8 protein-coding genes are annotated in these 12571 nt (G+C 70.3%); all 8 read left to right on the forward strand.

Annotated elements, in window-relative coordinates:
- Nucleotides 1–76 precede the first annotated feature (76 nt).
- The 8 genes from O7607_RS15820 (at nt 77) to O7607_RS15855 (ending at nt 12104) form a co-directional block, all read left to right on the forward strand.
- Nucleotides 77–952 (forward strand): ATP-binding cassette domain-containing protein, encoded by an 876-nt coding sequence (locus O7607_RS15820; RefSeq protein WP_269703994.1) that lies wholly within the window; start codon nt 77–79, stop codon nt 950–952.
- Nucleotides 949–1638: a hypothetical protein gene (locus O7607_RS15825; protein WP_269703995.1), complete on the forward strand. Its 690-nt coding sequence runs from the start codon at nt 949–951 to the stop codon at nt 1636–1638. Before O7607_RS15820 ends, O7607_RS15825 begins: the two co-directional genes overlap by 4 nt.
- A gap of 316 nt (nt 1639–1954) precedes the next feature.
- Nucleotides 1955–2503 carry a 50S ribosomal protein L10 gene (gene rplJ, locus O7607_RS15830; RefSeq protein WP_269703996.1) on the forward strand — a complete coding sequence of 183 codons (549 nt, stop codon included), beginning with the start codon at nt 1955–1957 and terminating at the stop codon, nt 2501–2503.
- A 54-nt stretch (nt 2504–2557) separates the two neighbouring features.
- Nucleotides 2558–2947, forward strand: a complete 390-nt coding sequence (gene rplL, locus O7607_RS15835) for a 50S ribosomal protein L7/L12 (RefSeq protein WP_269703998.1) — start codon at nt 2558–2560, stop codon at nt 2945–2947.
- Nucleotides 2948–3520: 573 nt separating this feature from the next.
- Nucleotides 3521–6952: a DNA-directed RNA polymerase subunit beta gene (gene rpoB, locus O7607_RS15840; RefSeq protein WP_073828954.1), complete on the forward strand. Its 3432-nt coding sequence runs from the start codon at nt 3521–3523 to the stop codon at nt 6950–6952.
- Between the two features lie 80 nt (nt 6953–7032).
- Nucleotides 7033–10920: a DNA-directed RNA polymerase subunit beta' gene (locus O7607_RS15845; protein ID WP_269704000.1), complete on the forward strand. Its 3888-nt coding sequence runs from the start codon at nt 7033–7035 to the stop codon at nt 10918–10920.
- 96 nt (nt 10921–11016) lie between these two features.
- Complete coding sequence (locus O7607_RS15850; protein ID WP_269704001.1) at nt 11017–11385, forward strand: hypothetical protein; 369 nt, start codon at nt 11017–11019, stop codon at nt 11383–11385.
- Nucleotides 11386–11732: 347 nt separating this feature from the next.
- Nucleotides 11733–12104, forward strand: a complete 372-nt coding sequence (locus O7607_RS15855) for a hypothetical protein (protein WP_269706991.1) — start codon at nt 11733–11735, stop codon at nt 12102–12104.
- The last annotated feature ends 467 nt before the right edge of the window (nt 12105–12571 follow it).

A 12571-nucleotide genomic window follows, 5' to 3' on the forward strand; every position in this document is an offset into this window, starting at 1 on the left:
GTACTCCCGAACGGGGCCCCGCCACCACGCTGTGGCGGGGCCCCGTTCGTGCGTCCGGTGTGGCACTCTCGGGCGCATGCGGCTCGACGGCGTCTGGCTCCGCTACCACAGGCACGGCCCGTGGGTGCTGCGGCAGGTCGACGTCGCGATCGGCCCGGGTGAGGCGGCTGTGGTGCTCGGCCGCAACGGCGCCGGCAAGTCCACGTTGCTCCAGCTCGCCGCCGGGGTGCTGCGCCCGAGCCGGGGCCGGGTCGCCGACCGCCCGCCGGTCGTCGGCTGGGTGCCGGAGCGCTTCCCCGCCGACCAGCCGTTCACCGTCGGGGCCTACCTGTCCGGGATGGGCCGCGTCGCCGGCCTTTCCGGCCCCGCCGCCGACCGGGCGGTGCGCCACTGGGTGGAGCGACTGGGCCTGACCCGCTTCCACGACGTGCGCCTGCCGCGGCTGTCGAAGGGCACCGCGCAGAAGGTCGGCCTGGCGCAGGCGCTGCTGCGCCCGCCCGGCCTGCTGGTGCTCGACGAGCCCTGGGAGGGCCTGGACGCCACCGCCCGCGAGTCGGTCCCCGAGATCATCGGCGAGGTGCTCGCCGACGGCGGCACCGTGCTGGTCAGCGACCACCGGGGTGAGACGGTCCGGCTCCCGGGCGCCCGGCACCTGTCGGTCACCGACGGCACGGTGACCGAGGAGGCGTCGTCGGGCGGCGCGGCCGTCGCCGTGGTCGAGCTGGCGGTGCCGGCCGCCGCGCTGGCCGCCACCGTCGCCCGCCTGCGCACCGACGGCCACCAGATCCTTCGGGTACGCGAACACGCCGTCCCGCCTCCGGCCACGCACCCGGTGCCGGCCTCCGCCGGCCCGTCGAGCACCGGCGGGCCGGGCGGCGCGTCCGCCGCTGGTTCCCCGGACCGGGCCGGGGAGTCCGGCCGACCCGGGCCGGCGCCGGAGGTGGCCCGGTGATCGCGTTGGTCCGGCTGCGGCTGACCGGCTTCGTGCGTACCGGCCGGGCGCTGGCACCGGTCCTGGCCGGCCTGCTCGTCCTCGGCGTGCTCTACGGCGGTGGCCGGGCCCGGCCGGCGGAGGCCTACGGCGTCTCCGCCGTGGTGCTGTTCCCGGTGCTGGCCTGGCAGACGAAGATCCTGCTGGACGTGGAACCCGACGTGCAGCGCCGGATGGCTTGGGTGGTGGTCGGGCCGGCCCGGGAACGGGCGGCCGGGCTGCTCGCGGCAATGGCGGCGGGGCTCGCCGTGGTGCTCGTCGCGCTGGTGCTGCCGTGGCCGCTCGGTGGGGTGAGCGCCGCCGTCGGGCCGGGGGAGCGCCCGGTCCTCGTCGGGGTGGCGCTCGGGCTCTGGGCCCACCTGCTCGCTCTGCCGGCGGCGGTGGCGCTCGGCGCGCTGGCGAGCCGGGCCGTGACCCGCAGCGCCGGCTACGGGGTGGCCGTGCTGGTCACCGGCGCGGTCGGGGTCGTGGTGCTCGGGCTCTCCGGCTCGATCGCGCCGTGGCTGGTCCCGCCGGTGATGGCGACCGCGCGGGCGGTCACCGAGCCTGTCGCGGCCGGCGCCGGTGTGCTCCTCACCGGCTGGGCGGTGGCCTGGACGGCGGTGGCGCTGAGCGGCTACGCCTGGGCGCGTCGCACCCGGGCCTGAGCCGGGGTGACCGGGAGCACGTCGGGCGATTTGGTGCTGCGGCGCGCGTCGCGTAACCTGGTGCGGTAGTTCCACCCAAAGACCGCTGGTCACCGTGCTCCGGCACGGTCGAAGGTCCCGCGACGACGGGCGACCCGCGCAGGGCGGTAAGCGAAACTCGGTGTCACGCACGGTCCGCCGACTGTGCTCGTGTCCCCGGCCCTCGCCCCGTGCGCCCTGCGCCGGGGCTTTTTCGTTGTCGTGACGCCTCCGCCGCCGTCGTCGAGCCCTGGCTCGCCGCCGGCGTACCAGCTCCGAGTAACGAGAGAGGAGGGACATGGCGGACAAGCCGATCCGGGCCGACAAGGCCACGGCCGTCGCCGAGCTGACCGAGAGCTTCCGCAACGCGGGAGCGACCGTGCTGACCGAGTACCGCGGGCTCACGGTTTCCCAGCTCACCCAGCTGCGGCGCTCGCTCGGCAAGGAGACCAGCTACACGGTCGCGAAGAACACGCTTGCCAAGCGTGCCGCGTCCGATGCGGGCATCTCCGGCCTCGACGAGCTGTTCTCCGGTCCTACCGCGCTGACTTTCGTTTCGGGCGACGTCGTCGAGGCGGCGAAGGGGCTTCGCGACTTCGCGAAGGCCAACCCGAAGCTCGTCATCAAGGGCGGTGTCTTCGAGGGCAAGGCCATTTCCGCGGCCGAGGTCACGAAGCTCGCCGACCTGGAGTCCCGTGAGGTGCTGCTGGCCAAGCTGGCCGGCGCCATGAAGGGCAACCTGAGCAAGGCCGCGGCCCTGTTCCAGGCTCCGCTCTCCAAGGCCGCCCGCGCGGCGGCCGCCCTGGCGGACAAGAAGCGCGAGCAGGAGGGCGCCGAGGCGGCCTGAGGCCCTCCCGGCGCACCACGTTCTTAGTTTTCATTGCGAGAAAGGACGCCAGACATGGCGAAGCTCAGCACCGACGAGCTGCTCGACGCGTTCAAGGAGATGACGCTGATCGAGCTCTCCGAGTTCGTGAAGCAGTTCGAGGAGACCTTCGAGGTCACCGCCGCCGCTCCGGTCGCCGTGGCCGCGGGTGCCCCGGCCGCCGGCGGTGCCGCCGCTCCGGCCGAGGAGGAGAAGGACGAGTTCGACGTCATCCTCGAGGCTGACGGTGGCAAGAAGATCCAGGTCATCAAGGTCGTGCGCGAGCTGACCGGCCTGGGCCTCAAGGAGGCCAAGGACCTGGTCGAGGCCGCGCCGAAGGCCGTCCTGGAGAAGGCCAACAAGGAGACCGCCGAGAAGGCCAAGGCCAAGCTCGAGGGTGAGGGCGCCAAGGTCACCATGAAGTGACCTTGCTCCACCTGACGCGCGTCCGGCTCACGTGAGCCGGGGCACACCGCGTCGCGGCGGGCGGTGATCCGGGAGACCGGGTCACCGCCCGCCGTGTTGGTGTCCCCGCCGGCGGGACGGCGTGAGCAGGGCGTACAGCGGCCTCTCATCGGCCGGTCAGCGACGTCTGTCGGTAGCCCGTCGGTGGGAAAGACACCCCGAGCGGTAACCGGGCCTTGACGCGGCACCGGCCTGCCAGGCACGCTGAACATCAGCAAGACCTTCCGCGCTTGCAACGGCCGCCTCTCGGGTAAGGGCAACGGCAGCACCACGCCGCGGCTCCCGAGCGGACCGGCAGGAGCGTCGCGTTCCGAGCGGCCCGGTCGACCCGGTTTCCGAGGTCCCAGGGCTTGTTCCGCGACGACCTGCGGGGTGGGCTGGACAGCGGTTAGCCTCTCGGCTACACTGCTAGTTTGCGCTGCCTTCCGACTTGACCCCTGCTCGGAAATGTCCGATTGTGGATATTTCTGGTGGGGTCATTGGAGTGCACGCGTACCAGCCGTTCTGCAGCACCGGTCCTCGGAAGGACGCATCTTGGCAGCTTCCCGCCCTGCGAAGACCAGTCGTACGTCGAGCGCATTCGCGCCCCGCCGAGTTTCTTTCGGTCGGATCACCGAACACCTCGAGGTCCCCAACCTCCTCGCCATCCAGAACGAGTCCTTCGACTGGCTCGTCGGCAACGAGGCTTGGCAGGGCCGGTCGGCGGACGACCCGCACGCACGCTCGGGTCTCGCGGAGATCCTCGACGAGATCAGTCCCATTGAGGACTTCTCCGGCACCATGTCGCTCTCCTTCTCGGCTCCGCGCTTCGACGAGGTCAAGGCCTCGATCGAGGAGTGCAAGGAGAAGGACCTGACCTACTGCGCGCCGCTGTTCGTGACCGCGGAGTTCACCAACAACACCACTGGCGAGATCAAGAGCCAGACGGTGTTCATGGGTGACTTCCCGATGATGACGCCGAAGGGCACCTTCATCATCAACGGCACCGAGCGCGTCGTGGTCAGCCAGCTCGTCCGCTCGCCGGGCGTGTACTTCGACAAGCAGCCGGACAAGACCTCCGACCGCGACCTCTCCAGCGTCAAGGTCATCCCGAGCCGGGGTGCCTGGCTGGAGTTCGACATCGACAAGCGCGACACGGTCGGCGTTCGCATCGACCGCAAGCGCCGCCAGGCCGTCACCGTCCTGCTCAAGGCCATCGGGTGGTCCGCCGAGCGCATCCGTGAGAAGTTCGGCTGGTCCGAGCTCATGATGACCACGCTCGAGAAGGACCACATCGCCGGCCAGGACGAGGCCCTGCTCGACATCTACCGGAAGCTCCGCCCTGGCGAGCCGCCGACCCGTGAGAACGCCCAGACCCTGCTCGACAACCTCTTCTTCAACCCGAAGCGGTACGACGTCGCCAAGGTCGGGCGCTACAAGTTCAACAAGAAGCTCGAGCTGGACGTGCCGATCACCACCGGCACGCTCACCGAGGACGACATCGTCGCCACCGTGGAGTACCTCTGCCGGCTGCACGCCGGTGAGGAGGGCTACGAGGCCGACGACATCGACCACTTCGGCAACCGTCGCCTGCGTACCGTGGGCGAGCTGATCCAGAACCAGGTCCGGGTGGGTCTCTCCCGGATGGAGCGGGTCGTCCGCGAGCGGATGACCACCCAGGACGTCGAGGCGATCACGCCGCAGACCCTGATCAACATCCGCCCGGTGGTGGCGGCGATCAAGGAGTTCTTCGGTACGTCGCAGCTGTCCCAGTTCATGGACCAGACCAACCCGCTGGCGGGTCTGACCCACCGGCGCCGGCTGAGCGCGCTCGGCCCGGGTGGTCTGTCCCGTGAGCGGGCCGGCTTCGAGGTCCGGGACGTGCACCCGTCCCACTACGGCCGGATGTGCCCGATCGAGACGCCGGAAGGCCCGAACATCGGCCTGATCGGCGCGCTGTCCACGTTCGCCCGGGTCAACCCGTTCGGCTTCATCGAGACGCCGTACCGGAAGGTCATCGACGGCCGGGTCACCGACCAGATCGACTACCTGACCGCGGACGAGGAGGACCGGTTCGTCAAGGCGCAGGCCAACGCCCCGCTGAAGTCGGACGGCACCTTCGCCGAGGACCGCGTCCTGGTCCGCCGTAAGGGCGGCGAGACCGAGGACGTCCCGCCGGGCGCCGTGGACTACATGGACGTGTCGCCGCGGCAGATGACCTCGGTCGCCACCGCGATGATCCCGTTCCTCGAGCACGACGACGCGAACCGCGCGCTCATGGGCGCGAACATGCAGCGTCAGGCGGTGCCGCTGGTCAAGGCCGAGGCCCCGCTGGTCGGTACGGGCATGGAGTACCGCGCCGCGGTGGACGCCGGTGACGTGGTCGTCGCCGAGGTCGGCGGTGTGGTCGAGGACCTGTGCGCGGACTACATCACCGTTCACCAGGACGACGGCCACCGCCGTACGTACCTGCTGCACAAGTTCCGCCGCTCCAACGCCGGCTCCTGCGTCAACCAGAAGCCGGTCGTCTTCGAGGGCGACCGTGTCGAGGCCGGCCAGGTCATCGCCGACGGTCCGTGCACCGACGAGGGCGAGATGGCGCTCGGGCGCAACCTGCTCGTGGCGTTCATGTGCTGGGAGGGCCACAACTACGAGGACGCGATCATCCTGTCGCAGCGCCTCGTGCAGCAGGACGTGCTCACCTCGATCCACATCGAGGAGCACGAGGTCGACGCCCGGGACACCAAGCTGGGCCCGGAGGAGATCACCCGCGACATCCCGAACGTCAGCGAGGAGATGCTCGCCGACCTCGACGAGCGCGGCATCATCCGGATCGGCGCCGAGGTCGTCCCCGGCGACATCCTGGTCGGCAAGGTCACGCCGAAGGGCGAGACCGAGCTGACCCCCGAGGAGCGGCTGCTCCGCGCGATCTTCGGTGAGAAGGCGCGCGAGGTTCGTGACACCTCGCTGAAGGTGCCGCACGGCGAGACCGGCACGGTCATCGGTGTGCGTACCTTCTCCCGCGAGGACGGCGACGAGCTGCCCCCGGGCGTCAACGAGCTGGTGCGGGTCTACGTGGCCCAGAAGCGCAAGATCCAGGACGGTGACAAGCTCGCGGGCCGCCACGGCAACAAGGGCGTCATCTCCAAGATCCTGCCGATCGAGGACATGCCGTTCCTGGAGGACGGCACCCCGGTCGACATCGTGCTGAACCCGCTCGGTGTGCCGTCCCGGATGAACATCGGCCAGGTCCTGGAGACCCACCTCGGGTGGGTGGCCAAGACCGGCTGGAGCGTGGACGGCGACGACGAGGAGTGGAAGCGTCAGCTCCGTTCGATCGAGGCGCACGAGTCCGAGCCGGACACCAACGTGGCCACTCCGGTCTTCGACGGTGCCCGCGAGGAGGAGATCTCCGGTCTGCTCGCGTCGACCCTGCCCAACCGGGACGGCAAGCAGCTGATCGGTCGCACGGGTAAGGCGCAGCTGTTCGACGGTCGCTCCGGCGAGCCGCTGCCGGACCCGATCGCGGTCGGCTACGTCTACATCCTGAAGCTCAACCACCTGGTCGACGACAAGATCCACGCCCGGTCGACCGGCCCGTACTCGATGATCACGCAGCAGCCGCTGGGTGGTAAGGCGCAGTTCGGTGGCCAGCGCTTCGGTGAGATGGAGTGCTGGGCCATGCAGGCGTACGGCGCCGCCTACGCCCTGCAGGAGCTGCTGACCATCAAGTCCGACGACGTCCTGGGCCGGGTCAAGGTCTACGAGGCGATCGTCAAGGGCGAGAACATCCCCGAGCCGGGCATCCCGGAGTCGTTCAAGGTGCTGCTCAAGGAGCTGCAGTCGCTGTGCCTCAACGTCGAGGTGCTCTCCAGCGACGGTGTGGCCCTGGAGATGCGCGAGACCGACGACGAGGTGTTCCGGGCGGCGGAGGAGCTGGGCATCGACCTGTCCCGGCGCGAGCCGAGCTCGGTCGAAGAGGTCTGAGGTGGTGATCCGGGGCAGGGTCACCCTGCCCCGGATCCCACTCGTTAGCTAGCAGTACAGACGACGACATAGGGGACATAGTGCTCGACGTCAACTTCTTCGACGAGCTGCGCATCGGCCTCGCCACCGCTGACGACATCCGTCAGTGGTCCCACGGCGAGGTCAAGAAGCCCGAGACCATCAACTACCGCACCCTCAAGCCGGAGAAGGACGGGCTCTTCTGCGAGAAGATCTTCGGTCCGCAGCGGGACTGGGAGTGCTACTGCGGTAAGTACAAGCGGGTCCGCTTCAAGGGCATCATCTGCGAGCGCTGCGGCGTCGAGGTGACCCGCTCCAAGGTTCGCCGGGAGCGGATGGGTCACATCGAGCTGGCCGCTCCGGTGACCCACATCTGGTACTTCAAGGGCGTGCCGAGCCGGCTGGGCTACCTGCTGGACCTCGCCCCGAAGGACCTCGAGAAGATCATCTACTTCGCCTCGTACGTCGTGACGAGCGTGGACGCCGAAGCGCGTCACCGCGACCTCTCGACCATCGAGAACGAGATCCTGGCCGAGAAGCGGCAGGCCGAGAACAGCCGCGACTCGGAGATCGAGAAGCGGGCCGCCAAGCTGGAGGCCGACCTGGCCGAGCTGGAGGCCGAGGGCGCGAAGGCGGACGTCCGGCGCAAGGTCAAGGAGGGCGGAGAGCGCGAGATGCGCCAGATCCGCGACCGGGCCCAGCGCGAGATCGACCGCCTCGACGAGGTCCTCGACACCTTCCGCAAGCTGGAGCCGAAGCAGCTGGTCACCGACGAGCTGCTCTACCGCGAGCTGCGCGACCGCTTCGGTGAGTACTTCACCGGCAGCATGGGCGCCGAGGCGATCAAGGCCCTGGTCCAGAACATGGACCTGGAGGCCGAGGCCGAGAACCTCCGCGAGACCATCCGCTCCGGCAAGGGCCAGCGGAAGATCCGGGCGCTCAAGCGGCTGAAGGTCGTCGCGGCGTTCCAGAACACCCGCAACTCGCCGCTCGGCATGGTGCTGGACTGCGTCCCGGTCATCCCGCCGGACCTGCGCCCGATGGTGCAGCTCGACGGTGGCCGCTTCGCGACCTCCGACCTGAACGACCTGTACCGGCGTGTGATCAACCGGAACAACCGCCTCAAGCGGCTGATCGACCTCGGCGCGCCCGAGATCATCGTCAACAACGAGAAGCGGATGCTCCAGGAGGCCGTCGACGCGCTGTTCGACAACGGCCGTCGCGGTCGTCCGGTCACCGGCCCGGGTAACCGGCCGCTGAAGTCGCTGTCCGACATGCTCAAGGGCAAGCAGGGCCGGTTCCGCCAGAACCTGCTGGGCAAGCGCGTCGACTACTCCGGCCGTTCGGTCATCGTGGTCGGCCCGAAGCTCAAGCTGCACCAGTGCGGCCTGCCCAAGCAGATGGCGCTGGAGCTGTTCAAGCCGTTCGTGATGAAGCGGCTGGTCGACCTCAACCACGCGCAGAACATCAAGTCCGCCAAGCGGATGGTCGAGCGGCAGCGGCCGGTCGTGTGGGACGTGCTGGAAGAGGTAATCGGCGAGCACCCGGTTCTGCTGAACCGCGCGCCGACCCTGCACCGTCTGGGCATCCAGGCCTTCGAGCCGCAGCTGGTCGAGGGCAAGGCCATCCAGATCCACCCGCTGGTCTGCACCGCGTTCAACGCCGACTTCGACGGTGACCAGATGGCGGTCCACGTGCCGCTGTCCGCCGAGGCCCAGGCCGAGGCGCGGATCCTGATGCTGTCGTCGAACAACATCCTCAAGCCGGCCGACGGCAAGCCGGTCACCATGCCCACCCAGGACATGGTCATCGGTCTCTACCACCTGACCCACCTCACTCCGGGCGGCAAGGGCGAGGGCCGGGTGTTCAGCTCGGACGCCGAGGCGCGGATGGCGTACGACAACGGCGAGCTGCACCTGCAGGCTCCGGTCCGGATCCGGCTGCGTGACGTGGTCGGTGTGGACAACGGCGCCGGCGCCGAGCCCTGGACCCCCGCCGAGGGCTGGACCGAGGGCGAGCCGGTGACGGTGGAGACCACGCTGGGCCGGGTCCTGTTCAACGAGACGCTGCCCCCGGGCTACCGCTTCGTGAACTACGAGATCCGCAAGGGCCAGCTCTCCGCGATCGTCAACGACCTCGCCGAGCGGTTCCCGAAGGTGGCCCTGGCGGCCACCCTGGACGGGCTCAAGGAGGCCGGCTTCCACTGGGCCACCTGGTCCGGCGTCACCATCGGCATGGAGGACGTCATCGCTCCGCCGCGCAAGCGGGAGATCCTGGAGCGGTACGAGAAGGAAGCCGACCGGATCGACAAGCAGTACCAGCGTGGTCTGATGACCGCCGAGGAGCGTCGCGGCGAGCTCATCGAGATCTGGACCAAGGCGACCAACGAGGTCGCCAAGGAGATGGACACCGCGCTGCCGCAGGAGAACCCGCTGTGGAAGATGATCAACTCGGGTGCCCGCGGTAACCTGCTCCAGCTCCGGCAGATCGCGGCGATCCGTGGTCTGGTGGCCAACCCGAAGGGCGAGATCATCCCGCGGCCGATCAAGGCCTCGTACCGGGAGGGTCTGTCCGTGCTGGAGTACTTCATCTCCACGCACGGTGCCCGCAAGGGTCTCGCGGACACCGCCCTGCGTACCGCCGACTCGGGTTACCTGACCCGGCGTCTGGTGGACGTCTCGCAGGACGTCATCATCCGCGAGGAGGACTGCGGCACCGACCGTGCCATCCCGATGCAGATCGGTGAGCGGATCGACGGCAAGCTGGTCGTGCACGAGCACGCCGAGACCAGCGTGCACGCCCGGACGCTCGCCGACGACATCAAGGGCCCGGACGGCACCGTGGTGGCCCACCGCGGCCAGGACGTCAACTCCATCCTGGTCGACGCGATCGTCGCCGCCGGGACCGAGACGGTGCGGGTGCGCAGCGTGCTCACCTGCGAGTCGAAGCTGGGCGTCTGCGGTGCGTGCTACGGCCGCTCGCTGCCGACCGGCAAGACCGTGGACGTCGGCGAGGCGGTCGGCATCATCGCCGCCCAGTCGATCGGTGAGCCGGGTACGCAGCTGACGATGCGTACCTTCCACACCGGTGGTGTCGCGGGTGAGGACATCACCCAGGGTCTGCCCCGTGTCCAGGAGATCTTCGAGGCCCGGGTGCCGAAGGGTAAGGCGCCCATCGCCGACACCCCGGGTCGCATCCGGATCGAGGACGGCGAGCGGTCCCGCAAGATCGTGGTCATCCCGGACGACGGCAGCGACGAGATCGTCTACGACAAGATCTCGAAGCGGGTCCGGCTCCGGGCGCACGACGGCGACCACGTCGAGGTCGGCGAGAAGCTCACCGAGGGCACCATCGACCCGCACGAGCTGCTGCGCATCCTCGGCCCGCGCGCGGTCCAGGTCCACCTGACCCAGGAGGTCCAGGAGGTCTACCGCTCGCAGGGTGTGCTCATCCACGACAAGCACATCGAGATCATCATCCGCCAGATGCTCAAGCGGGTGACGGTGATCGACTCCGGCTCGACCGAGTTCCTGCCGGGTGTGCTGGTCGACCGGGCGCTGTTCGAGTCGGAGAACCGCCGGCTCGTCGGCGAGGGTGGCGAGCCCGCCGCCGGTCGCCCGGTGCTGATGGGTATCACCAAGGCCTCGCTGGCCACTGACTCCTGGCTGTCGGCGGCCTCCTTCCAGGAGACCACCCGGGTGCTGACGGACGCGGCGATCCACGCCCGCAGCGACTCGCTGATCGGCCTCAAGGAGAACGTGATCATCGGTAAGCTCATCCCGGCCGGTACGGGCATCAGCAAGTACCGCAACGTCCGGGTCGAGCCGACCGAGGAGGCGAAGGCCAAGGTCTACTCGATGACCGGCTACCCGGAGACCGACTACGGCTTCGGGCCGGCCAGCGGCCAGGCGGTTCCGCTGGACGACTTCGACTTCGGGTCGTACCGCTAAGCAGTAGGGAACGACGAGGCCCCCGGCATCCGCCGGGGGCCTCGTCGCGTCCGGAGTGCCGGGACCGGGGGAGCGGATCCGGGGCATGATGGAGGCATGACGACCGTGCCCGGGCAGGCGCCCGTCGTGCCGCAGGCGTACCGCCATCCGCACGACCCGGAGCCGGTCCGCTCCACCAAGGCCCGTGCCGTCTTCGCGCTCGGCCTGATCGGCGCGCTCACCGGTCTGTTCCTCGGCGGGGCGGTGCCGGCCACGATCGCGCTCGTGCTGGCCCGGCAGGCCCGCCGCGAGGCGTACGCGTCGGGTGGATATCTCACCGGCGCGGACTGGCTGCGCCGCGGCGAGCAGCTGGCGCGGACCGGACTGGTGCTGACGGCGACCGCGCTGGTCGCGGCGGTGGTGATCGGCGTGGTACGGCACGCGGACGCCTCGTTCGGCCACGACTTCGCGCCGAACTTCGACTGACCCGGTGGGGGAGCGGGCCCGCGCCCGCACACCCCGGGGTGATCGGCGACGGTAGCCTGGCCGGTGTCCGCCACGCGGCGGGCGCGTGTGGACAGGAGGACCCCGTGACGGAACCGGCCGCGCCGGGAGGCGAACCGCCCCGCCCCGGGCCGTACCCGCCGGGTCCCGCGTCCGTGCCGGTGCATCACCCGGCGTACGGGGCGTACCCGGGGAATCCGCCCGCCCACGGCGGCGGATGGCCGGCACCGGGGAGCGCGCCCGGCCACGGCGGCTGGGGTCCGCACGGCGGGCCGGGGCTCCCGCCGCCGCCGGCCGAGGCGCCGCGGCCGCCGAGGCGGGTCGACGCGGTGCCGGGTACGCCGTTCGGCGTGGTCCACCTCGACGTGCCGCCGGTCACCTCGGGTCTGGCCATCGGGTCGCTCGTCGCCGGCATCGCCGCGATCGGGGTGTCGCTGCTGGTGGTGTGCGTCGGTCTGGCCGCCCGGAACTACGGCGGCGCCTGGGCGGCGGGCGCGTTCACGGTGCTCGGCGCGCTGATCGGCATCGGCGCGGTGGTGGCCGGGCTGCTGGCCCGGCGGCAGATCCGGCGGCAGGCGCCGCCACCGGCGGTCCGGTTCACCGGTGCCCGCCTGGCCGTGGCGGGCATCTCCTGCGGCGCGGCCGGCCTGCTGTTCGGCCTGATCGGGCTCGCCCTGGCCCTCGTGGTGCAGATCACGTGACGGCACCGCTGCGACGTCTGTGGCCGGTGACCTGGCTTGGGGTGTTTGTCCGGGTGCCCGAACGCCGGGCGGTCTCGGGGCCGCCGGGTCGCACGGCGGACGAGCCGGTACACTTGTCACTGTAGGTGCCCATCGTTGGCGCATCGGCGACCCGGAGACCGGGCGGCGGACCGCGGAGCGGTCCCTCCCCGACCCATCCGTTTTGACCGGCGCGGCTGTGGTAGGTACTCTTTCCCCTTGTGCCCGGGCCCGCCCGGGCAATGCGTGCGTGCGCTGGAACCGGTAAGCCGGTGATCGCGCGGTCGCACCACCAAGACCAGAACATCCGGTACGACGCGTCAGCGGCCGGCACCGGGACCGTGACTCGGGCGACACGCCCGACCGCGGGTGCTGGGGTGCCGTCAGGCGGCCCTGGTTGGAATGTAAGAGAGCCGCCCATCCGGGACGGCTGGAGCAGACGGCGCGGT

The organism is Micromonospora sp. WMMA1949 (genome assembly GCF_027460145.1).
Classification (GTDB): Bacteria; Actinomycetota; Actinomycetes; order Mycobacteriales; family Micromonosporaceae; genus Micromonospora.

What these genes read in the sequence shown, in the direction of transcription:
- O7607_RS15820 (WP_269703994.1), top strand. Translation starts at nt 77, where the DNA reads ATGCGGCTCGACGGCGTCTGGCTCCGCTACCACAGGCACGGCCCGTGG.
- rplJ (WP_269703996.1), top strand. Translation starts at nt 1,955, where the DNA reads ATGGCGGACAAGCCGATCCGGGCCGACAAGGCCACGGCCGTCGCCGAG.
- rplL (WP_269703998.1), top strand. Translation starts at nt 2,558, where the DNA reads ATGGCGAAGCTCAGCACCGACGAGCTGCTCGACGCGTTCAAGGAGATG.
- O7607_RS15850 (WP_269704001.1), top strand. Translation starts at nt 11,017, where the DNA reads ATGACGACCGTGCCCGGGCAGGCGCCCGTCGTGCCGCAGGCGTACCGC.